The organism is Acididesulfobacillus acetoxydans (assembly GCF_902729405.1).
Lineage (GTDB): Bacteria > Bacillota > Desulfitobacteriia > Desulfitobacteriales > Desulfitobacteriaceae > Acididesulfobacillus > Acididesulfobacillus acetoxydans.
Genome location: NZ_LR746496.1, coordinates 2065056 through 2087914, shown reverse-complemented (window position 1 = coordinate 2087914; position 22859 = coordinate 2065056). Strand labels below are relative to the sequence as shown.

Here is a 22859-nt window from a genome sequence, read left to right as displayed (position 1 = left end):
TCCCTCCTTTCCGAACCCCCGTCAGGAGAAAACCGTTTTCAGCGCCGGATAGACCTCATTGCGGTCTCTGATCGTTACCAGCCGCAATTTGGGATCCGTAATCCGCTTCAGGGTTGCCATCAACGTACTGGAGTAATGTGTCCGCAATATTTCCCCGTAGCCCACGACCCGGCTGGCATCCACCAATTGCTGCATGAGGCCGAGCGCCCGGGCATTGTCCGAACCTATATTGTCTCCGTCTGTAAAATGCACGGGATAGATGTTGTAGTGTTCCGGGGGATAATCCGCTTCGATCAGATCCAAAGCCAGCTTATAAACAGACGAGCAGCGCGTGCCTCCGCTCTCCCCCCGTGTGAAAAATTCTTCTTCGCTCACTTCTTTCGCCTCCGTATGGTGAGCGAGAAAGCGCATCTCAACGTTCTTATACTTCGTGCGCAGAAAACGAACCATCCAGAAAAAAAACGTGCGGGAAATATATTTCTCAAATTGCCCCATTGAACCGGAAGTGTCCATCATAGCCAGGATCACGGCATTTGTTTCGAAATTGGGCCGCGTCTCCCAGGTCTTAAAGCGAAGGTCTTCCGGCGTTATGCGCAGACTGCGCTTGGGCTCGACCCGCACGGCCTCCGGGTTGCTCTCGGAGTCCTGCGGGTCGCTCCCGGATCCCCCCTCGGTGCCTAATCCCGCTCCGGCGGCGGCTCCGGGCTCGAGTCCGGAGCCGCTGTCCCACCCCGACCCGAGAATATGAGCCAGGCCCGGTTCGGAGGCGCTGTTTCCAACCGGATGACCCTGCCCGCTTTCCGCCTCAGTCCTGTCCGCGGTCACAACCACCCCGTGGCTTTCACGCGCCTGCCGCTTAATGCTTTCCAGCAGGGTGCGTTTTTTGTCCACGTTGGCCATTAAACCCTTCTTACGCACATCGTTGAACTCCGGGCGATCATGGGAAATCTTGGGCCGCTTTTTATCGTCCAAATTAGGCAGCCTCAGTTCTTCGAACAGGATCTCGGCCAAGTCGTCATAAGTGATTTCGGCTTCGTAAATGTCAACACCCGGCTCCTCCCCGGCGCCGCTTTCATTCCCGTTCCCTTTCCCTTTTGCCGCTTCCCGGCCCAGAATGTCGCCCGGCGACACTTTTTCGCTGCTCTGGCCGGTATTCTTTTTCTTGTTGTAATCGTAACGAAAACGAAACTCTTCCAAGGATCGCATAGGGATTTTGATCGCTTTCTTCCCGTCACTCAGAATGATGCTTTCATCGACGATCAGATCCCCCAGCTGTTGTTTGACGGCCTCCTGGACTTTTTCCTTATGCCGGCTCTGGTCAAGGTATCCTTTGCGTTGCAGGCTCCAATCCTCTCGACTCACGATAATCTCGTCGCTCACCCGTTTCCACCTCACTAACGATTGAGAAGGGAACCGACATATTTGACAATCTCGTTGGCGCAAATCGGGCAGTACCCATGCTGACTGATGAGGCGGTCTGTTACGTCGTTGATGCGCCTGAGCTGCTCTTGGTCGGGATGGGTCACAGATGTCGTCACCTTGACAATGTCCTTTAGGTCAGCAAACATCTTTTTCTCAATCGCTTCCTTCAGCCGTTCGTGGGATGAATACTGGAAAGCCTTGCCCTTGCGGGCGAACATGGAAATGCGAATGAGAATTTCTTCCCGAAAGGCCTTCTTGGCATTTTCCGAAACTCCGATTTGTTCCTCGATGCTGCGCATCAATTGCTCGTCCGGGTCCAGTTCTTCGCCGGTAATAGGATCCGTCAACTTGGACGAGTTGCAAAAGGCCTCCACATTGTCCAAGTAATTGTTGAGCAAGGATTTGGCAGACTCCTCATAGGCATAAACAAAGGCCTTTTGTACTTCTTTTTTCGCCACTTCGTCATACTCTTTACGCGCCACAGCGATGAGATTGACTAGGTTCTCTTTCTCCTCTTTGGTAATTGAGGTGTGCTGAGACAAACCGTCTTTCAGTGCCCTCAGAATATCCAAAGCGTTGATACAGGAATGCTCATCCCGAATCAAGGCGGTAGAGATACGATTAATCACATAACGCGGATCCACGCCGCTCATGCCCTCGCCCTCTTCGTCTCCTTCCTGCATCAGGTCTTTCAGATCCTTCTGGTTAAACCCTTCCACATCTTCCCCATCGTAGAGGCGCAGCTTTTTCACGAGGTCCATGCCCTGCTTTTTCGACGGTTTCAGGCGGGAGAGAATACTGAAGACCGAGGCCGTCCACAGACCGTGGGGCGCCAAATGCACGGATGACAGATCACTCTGCCGGATCAGCTTCTCGTAAATCTTTACCTCCTCAGACACTTTCAGGTTGTAGGGAATGGGCAGAACAATGATCCGGGATTGGAGCGCTTCATTCTTCTTATTGGAGACAAAAGCCCGGTATTCATTCTCGTTGGTGTGGGCGACAACCAGTTCGTCCGCCGAGATCAAGGCAAACCGCCCGGCCTTGAAATTCCCCTCCTGGGACAAACTCAGCAGATTCCAGAGGAACTTCTCATCGGATTTCAACATCTCCTGGAATTCCATCAAACCGCGGTTGGCTTTGTTCAACTCCCCGTCAAAACGATACGCTCTGGGGTCCGATTCTGAACCATACTCCGTGATAGTCGAAAAATCAATGCTTCCCGTCAGATCGGCAATGTCCTGTGACTTGGGATCTGAAGGAGTAAAAGTGCCGATACCGACTCGTTCCTCTTCTGAAAACGCAATGCGTTTGACCGGGACTTTCTCAACCTCTCCCCCGAATTCCTCCTCGAGGCGAAGACGGCAGACCGGACAAAGATTGCCCTCGATTTTTATGCCATAGGCTTCTTCAAACTTCGGGCGCAGAGTCAGAGGCACAAGGTGCAGAGGATCTTCATGCATGGGGCAGCCGTCGATGGCATACACCGCACCGTCCGGCGTGCGGGAAAAGTCCTCCAAGCCCCGTTTGAGCAGAGCGACGATCGTGGACTTGCCGCCGCTGACAGGCCCCATGAGCAGGAGAATGCGTTTCCGCACATCCAAGCGTTTAGCAGCCGAATGAAAATAGTCTTCAACTAACTTATCCAGAGTCTTGTCAAGCCCGAAAAGTTCCTGGTTAAAGAATTTGTACTTTTTGTACGGGCCGCCCGTTTCTATACCAGCACTGCGGATCATCTCATAAATACGTGCATGGGCATGCATGGCAAGATGAGGGTTCTGCGTAACCAGCGGCAGGTATTCGGCAAAAGTTCCCTGCCAGGCTAAACCGGCTTCGCTTTCCCGATAGTCTCTCAACCATTGAATGACTTCCATGATAGCCCCCCTTTCGCTTTTTCTTACAAGTCACAGCCATACTTAACTATATGCTTTTCCCCAAGAGATGAGACATTGCCCAGACCTTCCGCCTGCCTTAAAATTCAAAAAAGCCGCAGATTCTCCCTGCCGCGGCCTGTCCTTTCGCCTTCTGCGGCATAAATTTCCCTAAAGCCACAATATTCCTCTTCATCCGCTCTCTTTGCCGGGATCCGTCCCTCTCTCGCTCTGCGGCCTTCTCCGACATCACTTGTCCCAAAGGAATTAAAATGCCGGCACCTCACTTATCTGAGCAAAACCCCTCCGATGTCATCAGTTGTCTCAAAGTAATATTGACGCTATAAAAGAAAAAGAGAACACCTTCACAAAGTGTCCTCTGCTAACCCCTTCCACCGGGCTGAATTATCTCTCAAATGCCTACCAACGAAACGTCCAAATTACCGTACGAGCAAGAAGAACATTCAAACTTTTTCCACATCCCAAGGATCATAGGCAAATTCACCCGGTAGGATATCCAGACGCACCACGACATATTCCCCCAACTCATCCCTGTCAGTCCTTACCACCGTACCGAGACGGCAATTGCAAGTGATGACCCTGTCTCCCACTTGAAAGCGGCTTCGCCGGCGAAAGGCTGGGGAAGTCTGGGTGTCCCTCTTCACTGCCAACATAATCAAACCTCCTTTCATGTGAAAGTGATTTTTTGCTCTTTCTTGATTTGATTTTACCATACTGACTATTAAAGATCCAGGGAAAGTTTGCACAATTCTAAACCTTTATTATGCCGGAACCTCGCACCCGCGCGCACTTCAACGTGCCCCCGCGCGGAGGGCCGGTCGTATCCGGCCTTCCGCAACTGTAAGCCCAGCCGAAAAGTCCTTGTATTCCGCCCTATCCCCAACAAATACCCATGGTCCCCGATCATCCCGGCCGGCTGCCCGGACCCCCTGTACAATAACCAGGGAAGCCAGATAGGACTTACAGCAAAAAGAGCATCTCGGCATAAGTCGGCAAAGGCCAGAGTTCGGCATCCACTTGCATCTCCAGGCGATCCGTATCCGCTCGCAAGGAACCCATGGCTTTAAAGACCACATCCCTGTAAAAGACCCCTTGAGCGTAGGTGTCCGCAACGGATTTTGCCTCTTCGCAGGCTTTCTCCAGCTCGGACAATTTCTGCTGAACGGAGGCAAGTGCTGCCGAAACCTCACGCAGTTTGCCTTCTTGGACGGAAACCGAGGCCTGGGAAACAGCCTTAATAGCTCCGATTCCCTGTGCCAATTCCGCCGCATATTTCATGCCTGCCGGGAGGATTTGGCGTTTCACCATGTGAATCATGGTTTGAGCCTCGATATTAACGTTTTTGGCGTACTGCTCCAACAGGATTTCGTAACGGGAGTGTAATTCGACCCGTGAAAACACACCGTGTTTCTCATAAAGGGCAACGGTCTTGTCACTGATCAAGACAGGAATCGCTTCTACCATGGAACGGATGTTGGGCAAGCCGCGCCGTTCAGCCTCGGCAATCCAGTCGTCCGCATAGTTGTTGCCGTCAAAGACGACCCGACCGTGTTCATTCACGATTTGTTTCAGGATCAGCCTGAGTTCGGCTTGGAAATCTGACGCTTTTTCCAGCCGGTCGGCGATCTGGGCCAGAGCTTCCGCCACTATCGTGTTCAAGACGATGTTAGGCCCGGAGATCGAGAGAGACGAGGGCACCATGCGAAATTCAAATTTGTTCCCGGTGAAAGCAAAGGGCGAGGTCCGGTTGCGGTCCGTGGAATCCTTGGCCAAGGCAGGGAGAGTTGTAACCCCTATAGTGAGGTGACCTCCCTGTTTTGAACTTTTCGGCCCGCCGTTTCCAAGTTGGGCGAAAACGTCGCTCAACTGCTCCCCTAAAAAGACAGAGATAATGGCGGGCGGAGCCTCATTCGCCCCCAAGCGGTGGTCATTGCCGGGATTTGCTGCCGCAACCCTGAGTACGTCGGCATACTCATCGACCGCCTTGATGACGGCGCAAAGGAAAGAAAGAAATTGGGCATTGTCATGGGGCGTGCGTCCCGGATCCAGTAGGTTAAGCCCGTCATCTGTGGTCATGGACCAGTTGTTGTGCTTGCCGGAGCCGTTGACCCCTGCAAACGGTTTTTCATGCAACAGGCAGACCAGATCGTGCCTGAGAGCAACCTTTTGCAAGGTATCCATCACGAGTTGATTGTGATCAGTAGCAATGTTCGCCGTTTCGAAGACCGGCGCAATCTCATACTGAGCCGGAGCTACCTCCTTGTGCTGGGTCTTGGCCGGAATACCCAGTTTCCAAAGCTCGATATTTAGATCTTTCATGAATCGCGAGATCCGCTCTTTAAGGCTGCCGAAATAATGGTCCTCCATTTCCTGCCCCTTCGGCGCCGGAGCCCCGAAAAGCGTGCGCCCCGTCAGAAGAAGGTCCAGACGTTGCTCATAAAATTTCTTGTCAATCAGGAAATACTCTTGTTCCGGGCCAACCGTACTCTTGACCTGCTTGCTGGTCGTATTGCCAAAAAGACGCAGAAGGCGCAGCGCTTGCTTGGACAGAGCCTCCATCGAACGCAATAAAGGCGTTTTTTTGTCCAACGCTTCTCCGGTGTAGGCACAGAAGGCGGTGGGAATGCACAAGACAACGCCGCCCTCGTCCTCTTTAAGAAATGCCGGACTGGTGGCATCCCAGGCCGTGTAGCCGCGGGCCTCGAATGTGGCCCGAATCCCCCCGCTGGGAAAGGAAGAAGCATCCGGTTCCCCTTTGACAAGCTCTTTGCCTGAGAACTCCATAATGACCCGGCCGTCCGCTGTGGGGGAAATGAACGAATCATGCTTCTCCGCCGTAAGGCCGGTCATGGGCTGAAACCAATGGGTAAAATGGGTAGCGCCTTTTTCGATGGCCCAATCCTTCATCGCATTCGCGACCACTTCCGCCACGCTCGGATCCAGGGCCAGCCCCTCATCAATCGTCCGGCGCAAAGCCTTGTAAGTATTCTTGGGCAAGCGCTCTTTCATAACCGAATCATTAAAAACATTCACGCCAAAAAGATCCATCCCCATGTATCCCCTTTCACCTCATTATCCTTGAATCTTGCGCCATTTTTGGCATAATTAGCCTAGTAAAACAAACAGGTGCTCTTAAAAGATCCACTGGATCTTTTAAGAGCACCATTGCTCCCCTTCAAGCCTGATATTAAGATAACACATCCCGGTTTTTCTGGCAATACTTTCGCTCGGCGGTATACAATATATAATTTTGGATCTGTCGGGCGGCACCTAGATCTGAACGAGCTGCGGGCCCGCAGGACTCCGCTGCCGGGTGAAGGTCAATATGTCGCCAAATATTCGTCAATTTCCCATTGGTGCACGGCCAGGCGATAACTGTCCCATTCCTTCGTCTTGGCTTCCGTAAACCGTTGATAAATATGTTCGCCCAAGGCATCCTTCATGACACTGTCCTTGCTCAACTCAGTCAATGCTTCTTCCAAGCTGGCCGGCAAAGCATCAATCCCATGGGCCAGACGCTCCTCCCCGCTCATGGCAAAAATATTCAAATCGACGGCGGCCGGAGGGGTGAGTCGGCGCTTGATTCCATCCAAACCCGCTTTCAACTGAACCGCCAACGACAAATAAGGGTTGCCTGAGGGATCAGGGCTGCGCAGCTCAATCCGGGTTGAAGAACCGCGTTTCGCCGGGATCCGGATGAGCGGTGAGCGGTTCCGTCCCGACCAAGCGATATAGCAAGGGGCCTCATAACCGGGAACCAGCCGTTTGTACGAATTAATCGTGGGATTCGTGATGGCGGTGTAGGAGCGGGCGTGTTTCAATAAACCCGCGATATAGTAATAGGCGGTCGGGGAAAGCTCCAAGGGCCCCTGAGCATCGTAAAAAGCGTTCTTTCCCTTACTGAAAAGGGATTGGTTGGAATGCATGCCCGAACCGTTGATTCCCTGAAGCGGTTTGGGCATAAAGGTCGCGTACAGACCATGCTGCTGGGCCACCGTGCGGACGACAAAACGAAAGGTTTCAACCTTATCCGCAATATCCAGGGCATCCGAATACTTAAAATCAATTTCGTGCTGACCCGGCGCCACCTCATGGTGAGAGGCCTCAATCTCAAAACCCAGCTGCTCCAAGGTTAACACCATATCCCGCCGAGCGTTTTCGCCCAAATCCACCGGCGTCAGATCGAAATAGCTGGCCCGGTCATGCGTGACGGTCGTAGGCCGCCCCTCATTATCCGTGTGAAAAAGGAAAAACTCCAGTTCGGGGCCCACGTTGAGAGAATACCCCATTTCGGCGGCCTCAGCCAAGACCCGTTTTAAAGCGTTGCGGGGGTCTCCCGCAAAGGGTGTTCCGTCCGGATTGTAAACATCGCAAATTAAGCGGGCTACCGCCCCTTCTTTTGGCCGCCAGGGAAAAACGACAAAAGTATCGGGATCGGGGCGCAGATACATATCCGATTCTTCGATGCGAACAAAACCTTCGATGGAAGAACCGTCAAACATGAGTTCTCCTTCCAAGGCCTTCTCCAACTGTTCCACGGTAATAGCCACGTTTTTCAGAACACCGAAAATATCCGTGAACTGGAGCCTGATGAATTTTACCCCTTTTTCCGCCGCTTCTTTTAAGACATCTTCTTTCGTCACCAAGGCCTATGTATCCCCCTTCTCGTATGACATTCGGTTCCTGTCTTGCCGCCGGTCCCAATCTCAGCCGGTTAAAATTCTATGCCTTCTCGCGCGGGTATTCCTTTCTCATACGGATGTTTGATCTGAACCATCTCTGTCACTAGGTCGGCTGCGGCTATCAGAGTCTCCGAGGCATTCCGGCCGGTAAGAACGACCTCGACCCGGTCCGGTTTCTGACCTAAAAGGTGAAGTATCTCCTCTTCCGGCAAAAGCTCGAACCATATGGCGTTGACAACTTCATCCAAAACCACAATGTCCCATTCGCCGGACATGACAACTTCCACCGCTCTGGTCCAGGCCCGCCGGGCTTCCCGGATGTCTTCGTCGGACGCCTGTCCCTTCCTCACCCACCCGGCTGTGCCGAAGTGCTCCAGGCAGCATTCTGGTTCCAGGCGTTTGAAGCCGGCGAGTTCTCCGTAGTCGTCCCGGCCTTTCATGAATTGAATAATACAGACATGAAAACCGTGACCCACAGCCCGTACAGCCAAGCCAAAAGCGGCCGTCGTCTTGCCCTTACTATTCCCCGTATACAACTGAACCAATCCCTGTTTTAAACGCGACACTTACAACACCTTCTTGATCCATTGTTCCATCTGCGGATGAATATATGCCACCTGGAGCGAACCGGGAAGATCGGGAAACCTCCTCACGTTCTGCATCGCAAAAGCTAAGGCAAAGAAAAACTTAATACCCGACTTTTCGTCCGCCGCCCGCAGTTCGACTTTGTCGGGATAAAAATAGTAGGAAACACTTTCGTCCCGCCAGGTAATGTCCAAATCGCCCAGAGATACGCAAATGTTGCCAAATGGCTCCACTTTCACCGAACGTACTCTGACGTAGCCCAGCCTGAGGGATTCTGTCTCCAAGGCCACCAGCCAGCCGTTCAGCCACGCTTCCAAAAGATGCTCCACTATCAGGCGGGCCGGTGCGGAAACCTCCTCAATGGTGCGGCGGAGGCTGCGCAGGTCGGCCAGGTTATTTTCCAGCATGGCGACATGGACCGTGCGCACCTTGCCGATCCGCTTGAGGGCTTCTGCTAAAGCATAATGGACATCCTCCAAGCATTCAAGTACGACCGAATCCTCTTCGCGCACGTTATCCCTCCAGCATCATAATGTCCGAAACGCGATGATCAAAGCGTGGACCCTTACCCCACCGTGCTTAAAAGCGTAACACTTTAAACCGCAATACCCTAAATCGTGATACCTTAAGCGCAAAGCCCGTTTATAGTATTAGTATAGCATAGATTGGCATATGATACCCGTCTTTAAGATTTTTTGCGCACAATAACTTCCGTATCCTCGCTAACCCTCAGCCTATAAAGAACCTGGGATTCCTGCGACTCCAACGCTGTCAGTTTCGTGCGCAAAGCTTCAATCACCTGATCCTTGACCGCCAGTTCGTGAACCAGCTCTTCCAAGGCTTTGGCCACTTCGGCCATTTCCCCCGCGTTAATCCTGGGTCCTTCAGGGCCGGGCGAAGACCGATAACGGTACATCCTGGGCGAGCGGCGCGTTCCCATGTCGGTCACCGTCAATTTTCCGCCGTCTATTAAGTCGTCGATAGCTTTGTAGATCGTCACTAAGGAGAGCTTGGTTTCCCTGCGCAAATCCTCCATCGTGACTTGGATCTCGGAACTGCCGCGCATCGCAGTTTCCCGGACAAAAAAGTCTTCTACTTTGCGCAAAGTGTTCTCCTTAACCTTCCCCACTTGTCCACCCCCCGCACTTTAAGAATAAAGTTACCCCTGCCCTCGCTTTATTCCGCCACTTTCTTCATTTTACCGGAAAATGACCCATCTTCCCAGTACTCTCAGAACATTTCCCGAAATCACGTTTGCGGATAGGAGCAACACCGCTCAAACCCTCTTGGCGGGAACTCGAAGCCGCGGTCGGTCAAGCGGCCAACGCGAATGCCGTTGGGGCCTTCAATATTCTGCAAGGGTATCTTGATGTCAGCCTGTACCTCTTCCTTTCTTGCGCAGCAGGCGAGAAACGCGCTGGATGGCTGTTTCCAGTTCCCCACTGTCTAAACCGTTTTCACGGGCGATTTGTAAAGCCGTCCAGAAAGTCTCAAGTGCTTTGCGGTAATTATGATGTTTTTCATAAAAGAGGGCGAGACCTTGCCTTGCTTCCACCGCCGGAGAATCCGCCGCTGACAGCGTCTCTATCGCTTTCTCATGGTAGCCCAGAGCCTCTGTCCTGCGCTCGTCGAGATCAGCCAGCACGGCCAGGGTCTGAAAGATCTCCCCTGCTTTGTTATTATCCCCAAGAGCCTGGAACCGGTTCAGTGCTTGCAAAAAATACTTCTCCGCCTTGACCAGTTCCAGGTCCGTCAAGGCGATTCCGGCGAGACTTTGATACCGCAAAGCCAAGCCGATATCCTCTTTTTCATAAAGCTTAATAGAAAGTTCTATATACGCTTCCGCCTCGCTGCCGGCGCCAAGATTCTGTTCGATCTTACTTAAGAAATAACAAGATTCACTGGCCTCCGCCGGCATGTCGCACTTCAGCCACAGGGCAACGGCTCTGCGCAAGATTTCTTCGGCAAGCTCCATCCGGTTTTGGTCATAATAGATGAAAGCCATATATTGCAGGGCATTGGCCAGAGTGGCGGGGTCGCCAAGGCCGGCAAAAATCCGGCACGCCTCCTTGAACCAATCCTCCGCTTTTTTCTTGTCACCCCGGCGGTAGCAAATTTCCCCCATAAGTACCTTTAATTCCCCCTCCCCCTTGGGATAGCCGTAGCGATGACACAGGTCCTGGGCCCGGTCATAAGCCTTCAGCGCCTTTTCCCAAAGTTCGAGCTGAGCATAGGCCTGACCCAAATCGGAGTACAACATGCCCAGCCTTAGAGGAGGAGAAGTGGGCGGATATACGGAAATTGCCAGTTCACAGTACTGCGCGGCTTGGGCGAACGAACCCCTGCCCAAAGATACGCTGGCTAAGCCGGCCCAAGCCTCAGCCATGCCCTTAGCATTGTCCACCTTTTGGCAGATTCCCAAGGCCTGGCGAAACCCCGTTTCGGCACTCTCCAACTCCCCCAGTTTCACCCGAACGGTCGCCAGCAAGCGTACGGAAAAAGCCAGGACCTCCGGAGCTTCCAGCTGCTCAGCCGTCGAAGCCCCCTGTCTAAAAAAACTTTCCGCCTCTTTATACTCTGCCCGGCCCAAACGGCGGGTCCCTTCATCCATAACACGGCGCCAAAAGTCCAGTAGGTGTTCGTCCATCGCGTACCATCCCCTTCGCGTCTTCTTCAGCATATGCGGGGGACGGTTTTTCGGCACAAGACGAGCTTTAACTCAAGAAAGCTTGGAATCTAGACACCCGAGTCGAAATGTGGTAATCTGTTAGTTGAGGAGGTGTATCATCGTGAACGCGTACCGCTCAACCGAACCTTCTAATTACTGGATAACGGCGCTGAAAATCTGTATCTTGATCGTTGCGCTCCTCCTGTCCATTTTTGTTTTGGGCAAAGTCTTTTTCTGGCTCCTGGCGCTTGTTTTTGCCATCGTCAAAGTGGTCGCCTTCATTGCCCTTGTCGTTATTGTGGCACATTTGTTGCTCAAACTTCTCTTCGGCTTTGACCTTTATCACTTTGTTTTCGGTAATCGTTCCAGGCGTTAAGACCTTTTCGGCGCCACCGCCCCACCATTTGAGGAAAGATACAAAGCTGCGTTGCACACCAATTGTGACTCGTGCACACGATGATATATCCCGAAAGAAAAAGCACCCTCAAGTGGGTGTTCTTTTATTGCACTTTGCACTCAGCGCAAGACTCCCGTCTAAGCGGAACGAGCCGGTTCTTGCCAAAAATCATGCAACCGTGAATAGGCGCGCTTAGAACATGTTGCTTAAGTACCGCCAAGTCCCTATCGGGTCATGAACCGTGGGCACTCTGAATATGTTTTAGGCAAAGGGAGGAGTGCCCGATGAAAGTCATCATAATGCGCCGCCCGCCCTGGCGCAACCTCGTCCTCTGGGGAGTTCTGCTTTTTGTCTTCCTGGCTTATCGCGACAATGTCATCTCAGTCTTTTCCGGGAAGCTCAAGCCGATTTATTCCGCCAACGTTACTACCAAGGCCGTAGGTCTTACTTTTGACATCAGTTGGGGAGAAAAAACTGCCCTTCCTATCCTGGATATACTGAAACAAGAAGGCGTGCATGCCACATTTTTCCTCTCCAGCCCCTGGGCGGAAAAACATCCTGAATTGGTCAAACGCATGGTGGCCGATGGTGACGAGATCGGTTCCCACGGCAACCGGCATATCGACTTAAATACCCTGAGCCCCGAGGAAATCGCCAAAGAGATCACCTCGGCTCAGGCCGTTCTGGAAAGAATCTCGGGACAAAAAGTCCGCCTCATCCGCGTTCCCAACGGAGCCTACGACAACAAAGTCATCAGCGTTGCCGACCGCCTGGGCTACCGAGTCATTCAATGGAGCGTCGATTCCCTGGACTGGAAACGCCCCGGTCCGGCCGCCGTCGTTAACAACGTACTCAACGGAATCCGTCCCGGCGCTGGGGTAAAGCCCGGTTCGATCATCCTTTTCCATGCCTCCGATTCCGCTCCCGACACGATCAAAGCATTGCCGGAAGTCATCAAAGCTTTGAAAGCAAAAGGATATGTCCTAATGCCGGTCGGGCAGCTTTTGTCCGAAGCAACCGGCACCTGGCCACCGGAGAGCAACCTTAAAGAAAACGGCAACCCGCCCAAGGCAGACAACACTCCGGCTGGAAACACTGACAAAACCCAGCCCGGGGTGCCCTCCCCTTGAGAGCCGCTGGGCTCACTTAAATTATTGTCTTGGCGAGGGGTGAACTCTTAATGCCCTTTCCAGGAGGCAAACCCTTCGCCTACCACTTCCGGAACTTCCGAAACCGTTAAAAAGGCCTCGGGATCGAGCTTATGGACAATTTCTTTCACCTGGGTCAGTTCGGTACGGCCGACGACACAGTAGACAACCTTTTTTGCTTCACCGGAATAGGCTCCTTCCGCTTGAAAAAGAGTGACGCCTCTCCCCAGTTTTGCCATAATTTCCCCTGCCACGGCGCCGGGTTCTCGCGTAATCACCATCACTGCCTTGGAATGACTCATCCCTTCCTGGACCAGATCAATAACCCGGGTGGCGATAAACATATAGATTGCCGCATACATGGCGGCTTCCGGGCGAAAGAGTATGGCCGTCGCCGTAAAAATAAGGGCATCCATGCCCAGCAGGATTTGCCCCACGCTGAGCGGCGTCGTACGGCTGAGAAACACCGCCAAAATGTCAGTTCCCCCCAAAGACCCCCTGGAACGAAAGATAACCCCCATCCCCACCCCGGTCAGAACACCGCCGAAAATAGCGGACAAAAGGGTATCTTTCGTCAACACCGGCATGTGGGTCGTGACTTGCAAAGTCAAAGACAAGAGCCCCACGCCCCAAAAGCTCAGAATCAAGAACTTCCTCCCGACCAATTTTAAACCCAGCACGAACAGGGGAACATTCAAAATGAAGACGACCCAACCCACGGGCCATTGATACAAATAGTGCAGGATAATCGCTATTCCTGTCACTCCGCCGTCTGCGATCCGGTTGGGAATAATAAAGGTATTCATACTAATCCCGACGACAACAGCCCCAAAAGTGACCCCTAAAAAGTACTCAAGTGTTTTCCAGGAAAAAGCGTTTCTTAACCTCTGCCGGAACACCTTCGGTCCTCCTTGTCACTCGTTTTCCCCTTCGGCCGGTGCCCCTTTATGCGGTAGATGGGGGCCGGGGCGGGTATCTCATCCGCTTTCATTATGTACCATCGGGCAGCATTCGGCAAGAAGACCGTATCGGCGGCGATCAGAGGTCCACGTGGTCGGGGCAGCCATTTTCTTCATTCGCGACGGGGGCGATATCTTGAGCGGGGCCGGAGTCAAGTCGTGGCAGATGCTTTACGCCCGATAACTCAAAACGGTCTTCCTGAACTTTGTTCAGAAAGGCCGCCGGCTTCTGGGTAATATACCCGTATTACATCATCTTTCTTTAAAACACAAAAAACCAAAACACAAAACGACTCTTCCACATTTTTGAAGAGCCCCCTCGATCGCCCCGTTCTTTTGACCATGGAAGTTGGGAGCCATGCCCTGAAACCCTCGCGGTGACAATGTGGTGCGCCCGGCAGGATTTGAACCTGCGACCTCCGGCCTCGGAAACCGTCACTCTATCCACTGAGCTACGAGCGCTTAAACGCCTATCCTTTTAACCCGCTCCATTACTTTACTAAAATCAACTGTGTTTGTCAAGAGCCCTGGGCGTTATGGACGCCGCTCACACGACCACTTCCACCGGTCAGGCCGCGGGTTCAACCATTGAGCAGGAAAATAGTGATCTGTCCAAGAAAATCTGTTAATATAAATTGGTAACGGAACAATGTTCCTCTTATGGGAACGGTCACACCGGTATCATACTGTGACGGACTTAGCAATGCGGCACGAGCTGCCAAGCTCACAAAAAGTCACACATTGGGGGAAATAGCCATAAACAAGGGATCAGAGCGTTTGCAAACGGTTGACAGAGCCTTAATGGTGTTACTGGCCTTCACGAACGAGAAGCCCGTTTGGGGCATAACAGAACTCAGCCAAGAATTCGGACTAGCCAAAAGCATAATCCATCGTCTGCTGTCCTCGCTTCAGCACTATGGTTTTGTAGAGGCAGACCCCGTGACGAGGAAGTACAGCTTAGGCCCCAAAGCTCTCGTGCTCGGACGCATAGCCGCCAATCAAATGTCCCTGCGCAAGGTTTCCCTGCCTGTGATGCAGAACCTGGCGGATCTTTCGGGAGAATCGGTGATTCTGACCATTCAGGACGGGATGTCCGGGGTAGCTATCGAAATTGTCGAAGGAACCCAAGCTATAACCTGGAAAACATCCTTGGGCAACAACTTACCGCTCCACTGTGGGGCCTCTAAAAAAATACTCCTAGCTTTTCAGCCACCCGAATTTATTGAGCAGTACCTGAAAAGTGAGTCCTTGGTCAGGTTGAGTGATCAGAAACTCATGCAGGCGGAAGCACTTCGAGAAGAACTGGCTTATATCCGCGAGAAGGGGATTGCCGTCACTTTTGGTGAAGTCGACCTGGGAGTCACAGCCTTGGCCACACCCATCTTCAATGAACATAGAAAGATTATCGCCGGTTTGAGCATCGGTGGACCCTCGTTCCGCTTCACTCCGGAAAACTTAGCAACTTTGTCTCAGCTGGCCAAACAGGCCGCCGCAACAATTTCCGATAAATTAGGCTGCATTAGCAAGAAGTAGATCTGTTCGACCATTGGGCGCGTAAATTTTATGTCCCAAAATGGCGGAACACCATTCCATATTGCGGAATCAGTTATTCCGGAAAGCCTTCCCGGCTATTGATATTAATACCAGAGCCGGGTTACCAAACCAGGTGAGTTGGACCCGATGGAAAGGGGGTGCGACTAATGCCCGGGATCTGAGTATCGGCTGGAGAATTGTCTTTCTGAATGTTCCCGCATGTCCGTCAAAGCCAGTCCTCACACGTGCTTTTCTACTCTAGTGATTCAAGACAATGTCTTAAGGGAGTGGTTCTTAGAAACCTATTCCAGGGAAGATCCGCTCAGGAGACCCTATTTGAAAAGCCTATCTGGAAATTAGAACCTATAAAATTAGAACCTTTTAGAAAGGAAGAAGAAGTGAATGGCTATCACCACACAGACAATACAAGACGGGGGCGTTCCGAAGAAAACGCAAAGGAATATATTAATCATCGTTACTCTCGGCTGGGTTTTGGACGCTTTTGACTATCTGATGTTAACTTATATCGCAATCGATATAATGAAAAATTTCAACGTTACAGCCGCGGTGTTTGGCTCCGTTATCTCCGTCACAGTCCTAGCCAGATTGTTCGGCGGGGCACTCGGCGGAGTCTTCGCTGACAAGTGGGGACGTCGCATACCCTTGATTACATCCCTCCTCTGGTACGGAATTTTCCAGTTTATAACCGGACTTTCACCCACCTTCACTCTTCTCTATCTTTTTAGATTCCTATTCGGACTGGGCATGGGATCAATGTACTCGATCGGAGTACCCCTTTTGATGGAAACGGTACCGTCTAATAGAAGGGGGCTTGCCTCCGGCTTAGTCGAGATAGGTTTCCCGGTCGGCGGTATTCTAGCCAGTCTCCTTTACGCTGCCATATATTCAAATGGTGGCTGGCGTCCTATGTTTTACATTGCCGCTATTCCGGGTATTATACTCGGTATTTATGCATTGTTCACGTTACGGGAATCAAAAGCCTGGCTGGAAAAGCGGAAACAAGAACAAGGTATTAATAAAATACCGATTATAAATCTCTTCAGCGGACGGCAACTCTGGGATACCGTGCACTCGATTCTGGTCAATACCGGCTTCCTCGTCTTGTATTATTCCATTGCCGCCTGGTATCCGACGTTCTTAAAAGAACAACATCATTTCAGCGTTGGTATGGTGAGTTTGATTACCATTTTATTGAACTTAGCCGCTGCCATAGGCAGTATAGTTTTCGGTTTCTGGTCAGACAAGATCGGCAGGCGTTGGACCATCACGATTTCCGCCGTTGGCAGCATGCTTGGCGCGCCTTTGTTTGTCATCCTCCATAATACTGGACTCTTAGTTATTGGGGCAGTTATCATTGGCTTTTTCGGCCCCGGGGGGGTTTGGAGCGTGAATGCCTCCTATACGGCAGAGCACTTTCCCCTGAGCATGCGCTCCGCCGGCCACGGTCTTACCTACAACGGGGGAAATTTCCTCGGGGGTATGCTCACTCCTGTTATCATCGGACTCTTGTCCGTCCAATACGGGTTTGGCGTCCTGATGACTGTGGGCGTTTTGAGTTCAGCCGTATTCCTCATCATTATGACCTGGATCTGGCGGGAAACACGAGACATGGACATGTCACTTTAAGACATAGCCCGTGCTACCGGTGAGAGAAATACCCCAACACTAATCGTGTCGGGATGGGAAAGGGGTCGTCTTCAGTGTATGCGCCGTTAGAGGGAATAAAGATTTTGGACATATCCAGGGTGTTGACCGGTCCGTTTTGTACTATGCTCTTAGGAGATTTAGGAGCGGAAGTACTCAAGGTCGAAATGCCGGTAAAAGGCGACGAGACCAGAGCGTGGGGCCCACCCTTTGTTGCAGGCGAAAGTTCCTATTACCTGAGTATCAATAGAAATAAACGGAGCATAACCCTGGATCTGAAAAGCGAAAAGGGAAAGGAGATCTTGCTCAAACTGGCCTCAGAATCCGACGTCATCGTCGAAAATTTTCTGCCGGGCACGGTCGGCCGTCTGGGCATTGACTACGAAGCGGTGCGCCGGGTTAATCCGGAAATCATTTACTGTTCAATATCAGGATTCGGTCAGGATGGACCCTTTAAGAGCGTCCCGGCCTACGATCTGATGATGCAGGGCCTGGGAGGACTCATGTCCATCACCGGAGAAAAAAACGGCGCGCCGGTCCGCGTTGGGGTGGCTCTCATTGATATCGGAGCCGGCATGTACGCAGCCTTAGGCATCATGTCCGCTCTCATGGTCAAAAAGGCAACCGGGAAAGGGCAGTATGTCGACATTTCCCTTCTGGATACCGAAACATCTTGGCTTACCTACATGGCCACAAATTACTTTGCCACGGGAAAAGACCCAATACGCATGGGTTCCGCCCATCCCACCATCGTTCCCTATCAAGCTTACCCGGCCAAGGATCAATACTTCGTCTTGGCCGTTGGCAATGACGCCATCTGGCAGCGCTTCTGTACGGCCGTCGGGCTGACTTTGGAGAACGATCCGAAATTTATCACCAATACGGACCGGGTTCAGAACCGCGAGAGCCTCAATGAAATCCTTTACAAACTGTTCCTGGAGAAAAATGCCCAAGACTGGATCAATCTTCTGCAAGCCGCCCGCGTACCCTGCGGACTGGTTAATACGATTTCCCAAGTCGTGAATCATCCTCAGACGCAACACCGTCAAATGGTCGTGGAAATGGGACACCTCAAAGCCGGCAGAATTAAAGTCCTGGGCAATCCGATTAAGCTTTCACGTACCCCACCCCAGTATCGTCTGCATCCCCCCTTGCTCGGACAACACACCGAGGAAGTGCTGAGGGAATTGGGATACTCCGATGAGCTCATCACCGAACTGCGCAGCAAAGGTGTCATTTAGCTCTCCCAGGAACTTGACCCTCCCCGTTATAACTTGGCCCCCCAATAAACCAGCCCGTCATCGAACTCACGCAGCTCAAAGGATTTACGCAACCCCAACCTTATTACCTAGCCATTGTTTAAGGACCACCGCTGCGGGTGGTCCTTAAACAATCCCTATAACTCCAAGATGAGCCCTTCCCTCGGTTCTCCTTCAGGTAGCAGAATCTCCGCCGCCTATGCGTTGGCTAAGAGGCGGTGGCTTCATGGAGAATATCGCCGATCCTTCGCGCATGTGATAGACTGCTCCGGGTGCTCTTAACGGTTGGGGGCTTCTCCCAAAGCCACACCCGAAATAATCAGCTTTTGGATATTAGATGTTCCTTCCACGACCTGGAAGGACTTGGCGTCCCGCAGATAACGCTCCACCGGGTATTCCGAAGAATAGCCAAAGGAACCGAGAATCTTCATGGCTTCGTTTGCAATGTGCACGGCAGACTCCGCGGAAAAATACTTGGCGATGGAAGTTTCGAACTGATTGGGCAAACCCTGATCTTTGAGCCACGCCGCCCGGTAGACCAAGAGTTGAGCGGCATGGTGTTCCGCCGTCATTTCGGCAATAGAAGACTTGATCATTTGAAAGGCGCCGATTTTCTGCCCAAATTGCGTCCTTTCATTCGCGTACTGAACCGCCGCCTCCAGAGCCGCGCCGCTCACACCGATGGCTCCGGCGGCACAACTGATCCGAGTGTTGTTCAACTGCCACATGCAGATCTTAAACCCGTCACCCACGTTCCCCAGCACAGAATCTTTTCCAATCTTGGCCCCATCAAAGACGATTTCACCCGTCGGTGCGTTGGCCAACCCCATCTTGGTCGTAATGTCGCGAACGGTAATTCCGGGCGTTTCCTTTAAATTCACGATGAAACAGGTAATCCCTTTGTGTTTCTTGCTCCGATCCGTATAGGCATAGAGCAGGCCATAATCCCCGTAAGACGCTTGCGAAATCCACATCTTGCTGCCATTGATTTCCCAATGATCCCCACGGTCCGCCGCCGTCGTCTGCATGCTGACGACGTCTGAACCGGTATTGGCTTCGGTAATGGCAAAAAAACCAAGCTTCTCTCCGCTGACCCAACCGGGCAGATACCCAGCTTTTTGCTCCGCTGTGCCGAATTGATTGACCGTCAGCGCCGGACCAATGTTTTGCATGTTCAGGGGCAGCCGCCAGGAGGCGTTGAGTTTAGCCAGTTCCTCGCCTATGAGTACGGATTCAAGGATTCCCATGCCGTTTCCCCCGTACTCCTCCGGAATCGCACAACCGAGAAAACCGGCGTCCCCCATTTTCTTGACGATTTCCGGACGGAAAACGTGGTTTTTAAGATCCTCCTCCATCGTGGGGCGTATTTCCCGCTCGGCAAACTTGCGCACCGCGTCCTGTAACATCTTCTGCTCTTCCGATAAGGTAAATTCCATTATCGCTCCCCCTCTTTTTGAACTAATGGGTCCCCTGGGCCTAGGAATATTGGTGCCCAAAATTTATCCCTGATCCTCGGCGAAGGTCCCTTTTTAAGCTATTAATACATCCGTAAACTCGTCCAGCTTAAGCTAAAATCAACAAATTAATTGGCTAATTCATCTTTAGTCAAATAAGCTCACTTTCCTTGGAAAACCGGAGGCCGTTTCTCGGTCAGTGCCACTAGACCCTCGCGGTAATCCTCAAGTTCAGTGACGATGGCCATTTGAGATGAAATCAAATCCAGAGCCGTGCGCAAATCCTGGGTTCGCTGCGCGGAATAGACCGCCCGTTTAATCATGCGTACAGAAACCGGAGGGGACTGGGCAATTTTCCCTGCCAAGGCCAGAGTGCTCTGTTCCAGTGCTTCATCAGGCACCACCCTGTTGACCAAGCCCATTGCCGCGGCTTCCGCGGCGGTCACAAAATCACCGGTCCATAATAGTTCTAAAGCTCTAGCCGTACCAATCAAGCGCGGCAGGAAAAATGCGCCTCCATCACCCGGCACGAGGCCAACTTTGACATATCCGGCTGACAATTTGGCGCTCTCAGCCGCCAAACGCAAATCACACATCAAGGCCATGTCCAGACCGGCCCCCACCGCTGCACCTTGAATCCCACAGATAACCGGTTTGTCCATCCTCTCCAGCGTAAGGGCCACTTTATGAATGTGCTGTGTTAAGGAGTGCTTACGATCCAGCGCTTTGGGCCCCCAGCTCTCGCCTTCTTCGTCCCCGGCAATAAACCCTCTGCCCGCCAGCATGGTCTTAGTATCCCCTCCGGCACAGAACGCTTTTCCCCTGGCTGTCAGGACCACGACCCTAATTTTAGGATCCTCCTCAGCATCCGCCAAGGCCTTAGCCCATCCCCGGATCATCGGCAAAGAAAAGGCATTCAAGGCCTCCGGCCTATTCAGAATAATTCTGGCGATGTAACCTTGTTTCTCATACAGCAAATGTTGGTTAGTTTCGGCCATGTTATTTTTCCTCCCTTTGCTCTCTAGCACCCAATTTCGTCCCAAAATCCCATATCCCCGGCCAAACCATGCTTTCCTCAGTGTCGGAAAACAACCTCGGCACAAGTTTTAACCGAGGCCGGCTCCTCAATTTTCCACGTTCCGTTAACTGGAACTGTGTTCCGCTTAGGGCATATGTTTATTTTAACCTCTCACCACATTTTGTGCCAGAGTTTGGCGCCGAGTCGCCGAAAAATCTCATTAAGCAGCCGATATCCCTAGGCGGACGGTAAGAAAATATTCAGTCAACATCTTGGTTCACATCTTAGTTAACATCTTGATTGACATTTCAGTATACAAGTACGTATACTAAGGCAAAGAAATGGTCATGAGCGGTCCGTTCCGAAAACACAGTGAAAATGCGATCAATGCGACCGGGAGTTCCGGACTCGCTTACAAGGCACACTTTAGAAAAAAACTCGGCTTCCGCCGGGCCTTTTGGCGAAGCCACCAGCCGACCGAGGAGGCGTTATCATGTCCACAACCATAAGAATCAATTCCTCTACATTACAGGTGTTAAAGCAGATCGCCCTGCAAACCGGAGAACCTACGCAAACCACCTTAGACAAAGCCATAGAAGCATACCGCAGGCAGGTTTTTCTGCAACAGGCAAATAATGCCTTTGCAGAACTGCAAAAAAAGCCCGAGCTATGGCAAGAGGAATTGTCTGAACGCCAGGAATGGGAAACAACCTGTAACGATGATTTATGGGAGGATAATCGATGAATCCCAGGCGCGGAGATGTTTGGTTGGTTAATTTAAACCCTGTTCGAGGACATGAACAGTCTGGTACAAGGCCCGCTTTGATTTTCTCTGTCGATTTATTTAACTGCGGTCCCGCCGGGCTGGTAGTTGTCCTACCTATAACGACCCGGTCCAAAGGGATACCCTTTCATGTTGAGGTCCAGCCGCCGGAAGGTGGTTTGACATCAACCAGTTATGTCAAGTGTGAGGACATACGCTCTGTTTCTAAGAATAGACTGGCCAACAGGCTGGGAGCGCTGTCCCCTGCTGCCATAGAACTTGTGGAGGACAGAATCCAAATATTATTGGGTCTGTGAGAATCATCAGATCACAGTCCTCGTACCTAAGACGGGCAGTGAATCCCAGCCAAGCAGCCAGGGCATCCCAAGAAGACTTTCGGTGTCTTAAGAAGACTTTCGGCATCTTAAGAAGACTTTCGGTACCTAAAGACGCTTTCCCTTTCTTCGGCGACAAGTTCTCCCCGATGAACCATGTACACTAAATGGGCCGCTGTCTCGGCCATGGCAAACCTCACCTCATGTGCACTCAAAGCGTCGCCAAAAACCTGGCGGCAGACAGTGTACACGGTTGTCTCCCCGCTTACCAGCCCTTTCATTAGATTCAGTCTTTCTTGATGATGGGTGAGCAGTTCATGAATCCGCTCTCTCACGTTCTTAAAGGGCTGACCGTGAGCGGGAAAGTCCAATTCGACAGGCAAGCGAAGGCTGTCCCGTAACGACTGCAGATAGTCGGCCAGCGGATCCGGGCTGCCGCCCGGCCAGAGACTGATATTCGAAGTGATCTTTGGCAGCAGGTGATCACCGGAGAGCAGAAGACCGAACTCTTCATTCAGGTAACAAATATGCCCGTCCGCATGGCCGGGGGTCAGAATCGTCCGGTACTCAAAATCGCCCAATCTCACCCTACTGCCGCCTTCCAGCGTACTGAACCGCGGCAGTGGATCCGTCCCGGCCGCCAACGTATGCATCGTCAAAGTGGCTTCTTTGGTTATAGGGGCCGGCATGCCGTTGGCCTTAAACATTGCGCTGACCGCATCCACCATTTTCTGACTTTTGTCCCGCCATATCCTGTCAACGGCTGCCTTATCCACGGTACTGATGAACACCGGAGCCTGCGTCAGACCCTGCAGCCAACCCGCGGCTCCGAAATGGTCCGGGTGAGCATGAGTGATGTAGATCCCCAAGACATCCCGCGCTGCGATGTTTTCTTCCTTCATAAATCGCTGCCAGACTTGCCGACTGGGTTCTGTGTTTAAGCCTGTGTCGACCAACCACCAGCCCTCTTGGCCTTTGATCGCGTAACTGTTGACATGGTTCAGCCGAAAAGGCAGAGGAAGCCTGATTTGGTAAATTCTCAGTCCTTCGTGTACCAGCATGAGCAAACCTTCTATCTT

The 22859-nt window shown here is 52.0% G+C and carries 20 protein-coding genes and 1 tRNA gene; 7 read left to right on the top strand and 14 right to left on the bottom strand.

Annotation, left to right across the window (positions count from 1 at the left end):
• Positions 1 to 21: 21 nt before the first annotated feature.
• The 9 genes from MNU25_RS09205 to MNU25_RS09165 all read right to left on the bottom strand — a co-directional run bounded on the left by MNU25_RS09205 (position 22) and on the right by MNU25_RS09165 (position 11228).
• Entirely contained in the window at positions 22 to 1380 is a 1359-nt protein-coding gene (locus tag MNU25_RS09205) for a YeaH/YhbH family protein (protein ID WP_240984804.1), read from the bottom strand.
• A 14-nt stretch (positions 1381 to 1394) separates the two neighbouring features.
• A complete protein-coding gene (locus tag MNU25_RS09200) occupies positions 1395 to 3296 on the bottom strand; it encodes a PrkA family serine protein kinase (protein ID WP_240984803.1) in 1902 nt (633 codons plus the stop codon).
• A 461-nt stretch (positions 3297 to 3757) separates the two neighbouring features.
• On the bottom strand, positions 3758 to 3967 hold the full coding sequence (locus MNU25_RS09195) for a hypothetical protein (protein ID WP_240984802.1): 210 nt from the start codon (positions 3965 to 3967) through the stop codon (positions 3758 to 3760).
• 307 nt (positions 3968 to 4274) lie between these two features.
• Complete coding sequence (locus tag MNU25_RS09190) at positions 4275 to 6362, bottom strand: glutamine synthetase III family protein (protein ID WP_240984801.1); 2088 nt, start codon at positions 6360 to 6362, stop codon at positions 4275 to 4277.
• A 272-nt stretch (positions 6363 to 6634) separates the two neighbouring features.
• Entirely contained in the window at positions 6635 to 7957 is a 1323-nt protein-coding gene (gene glnA / locus MNU25_RS09185) for a type I glutamate--ammonia ligase (RefSeq protein ID WP_240986788.1), read from the bottom strand.
• 71 nt (positions 7958 to 8028) lie between these two features.
• Positions 8029 to 8562, bottom strand: coding sequence for a cob(I)yrinic acid a,c-diamide adenosyltransferase (gene cobO / locus MNU25_RS09180; RefSeq protein ID WP_240984800.1), 534 nt, complete (start codon positions 8560 to 8562; stop codon positions 8029 to 8031).
• Complete coding sequence (locus MNU25_RS09175; RefSeq protein ID WP_240984799.1) at positions 8563 to 9093, bottom strand: hypothetical protein; 531 nt, start codon at positions 9091 to 9093, stop codon at positions 8563 to 8565. It abuts the gene before it with no gap.
• 173 nt (positions 9094 to 9266) lie between these two features.
• The gene (locus MNU25_RS09170) at positions 9267 to 9710 is read right to left on the bottom strand and encodes a hypothetical protein (RefSeq protein ID WP_240984798.1); all 444 of its coding nucleotides are present in this window, start codon (positions 9708 to 9710) and stop codon (positions 9267 to 9269) included.
• A 243-nt stretch (positions 9711 to 9953) separates the two neighbouring features.
• Positions 9954 to 11228, bottom strand: coding sequence for a tetratricopeptide repeat protein (locus MNU25_RS09165; protein WP_240984797.1), 1275 nt, complete (start codon positions 11226 to 11228; stop codon positions 9954 to 9956).
• Between the two features lie 142 nt (positions 11229 to 11370).
• Between MNU25_RS09165 and MNU25_RS09160 the strand changes: the two genes are divergently transcribed.
• Both MNU25_RS09160 and MNU25_RS09155 read left to right on the top strand, forming a co-directional pair.
• Positions 11371 to 11625, top strand: coding sequence for a hypothetical protein (locus MNU25_RS09160; RefSeq protein ID WP_240984796.1), 255 nt, complete (start codon positions 11371 to 11373; stop codon positions 11623 to 11625).
• A gap of 305 nt (positions 11626 to 11930) precedes the next feature.
• The gene (locus MNU25_RS09155; protein WP_240984795.1) at positions 11931 to 12776 is read left to right on the top strand and encodes a polysaccharide deacetylase family protein; all 846 of its coding nucleotides are present in this window, start codon (positions 11931 to 11933) and stop codon (positions 12774 to 12776) included.
• A 47-nt stretch (positions 12777 to 12823) separates the two neighbouring features.
• On the opposite strand, the gene MNU25_RS09150 is transcribed toward MNU25_RS09155, so the two are convergent.
• Both MNU25_RS09150 and MNU25_RS09145 read right to left on the bottom strand, forming a co-directional pair.
• Positions 12824 to 13693 carry a YitT family protein gene (locus MNU25_RS09150; protein WP_240984794.1) on the bottom strand — a complete coding sequence of 290 codons (870 nt, stop codon included), beginning with the start codon at positions 13691 to 13693 and terminating at the stop codon, positions 12824 to 12826.
• Positions 13694 to 14139: 446 nt separating this feature from the next.
• Positions 14140 to 14215 (bottom strand) — tRNA-Arg (locus MNU25_RS09145).
• A gap of 315 nt (positions 14216 to 14530) precedes the next feature.
• Between MNU25_RS09145 and MNU25_RS09140 the strand changes: the two genes are divergently transcribed.
• From MNU25_RS09140 to MNU25_RS09130, 3 genes are all read left to right on the top strand, one after another.
• Positions 14531 to 15286 (top strand): IclR family transcriptional regulator, encoded by a 756-nt coding sequence (locus tag MNU25_RS09140; RefSeq protein WP_240984793.1) that lies wholly within the window; start codon positions 14531 to 14533, stop codon positions 15284 to 15286.
• A 402-nt stretch (positions 15287 to 15688) separates the two neighbouring features.
• Positions 15689 to 16933 carry an MFS transporter gene (locus MNU25_RS09135; RefSeq protein ID WP_240984792.1) on the top strand — a complete coding sequence of 415 codons (1245 nt, stop codon included), beginning with the start codon at positions 15689 to 15691 and terminating at the stop codon, positions 16931 to 16933.
• A gap of 74 nt (positions 16934 to 17007) precedes the next feature.
• Positions 17008 to 18192 (top strand): CaiB/BaiF CoA transferase family protein, encoded by a 1185-nt coding sequence (locus MNU25_RS09130; protein WP_240984791.1) that lies wholly within the window; start codon positions 17008 to 17010, stop codon positions 18190 to 18192.
• Between the two features lie 296 nt (positions 18193 to 18488).
• Here MNU25_RS09130 and MNU25_RS09125 read toward each other — a convergent pair whose 3' ends face one another.
• Positions 18489 to 19646, bottom strand: a complete 1158-nt coding sequence (locus tag MNU25_RS09125) for an acyl-CoA dehydrogenase family protein (protein ID WP_240984790.1) — start codon at positions 19644 to 19646, stop codon at positions 18489 to 18491.
• A 179-nt stretch (positions 19647 to 19825) separates the two neighbouring features.
• Positions 19826 to 20662, bottom strand: a complete 837-nt coding sequence (locus tag MNU25_RS09120) for an enoyl-CoA hydratase/isomerase family protein (RefSeq protein WP_240984789.1) — start codon at positions 20660 to 20662, stop codon at positions 19826 to 19828.
• Between the two features lie 513 nt (positions 20663 to 21175).
• Here MNU25_RS09120 and MNU25_RS09115 point away from each other — a divergent pair.
• Together MNU25_RS09115 and MNU25_RS09110 are read left to right on the top strand one after the other, a co-directional pair.
• The gene (locus MNU25_RS09115) at positions 21176 to 21427 is read left to right on the top strand and encodes a toxin-antitoxin system protein (protein ID WP_240984788.1); all 252 of its coding nucleotides are present in this window, start codon (positions 21176 to 21178) and stop codon (positions 21425 to 21427) included.
• Positions 21424 to 21762, top strand: coding sequence for a type II toxin-antitoxin system PemK/MazF family toxin (locus MNU25_RS09110; RefSeq protein WP_240984787.1), 339 nt, complete (start codon positions 21424 to 21426; stop codon positions 21760 to 21762). Before MNU25_RS09115 ends, MNU25_RS09110 begins: the two co-directional genes overlap by 4 nt.
• 107 nt (positions 21763 to 21869) lie before the next feature.
• Here MNU25_RS09110 and MNU25_RS09105 read toward each other — a convergent pair whose 3' ends face one another.
• Positions 21870 to 22841: an MBL fold metallo-hydrolase gene (locus MNU25_RS09105; protein WP_240984786.1), complete on the bottom strand. Its 972-nt coding sequence runs from the start codon at positions 22839 to 22841 to the stop codon at positions 21870 to 21872.
• Positions 22842 to 22859 lie beyond the last annotated feature (18 nt).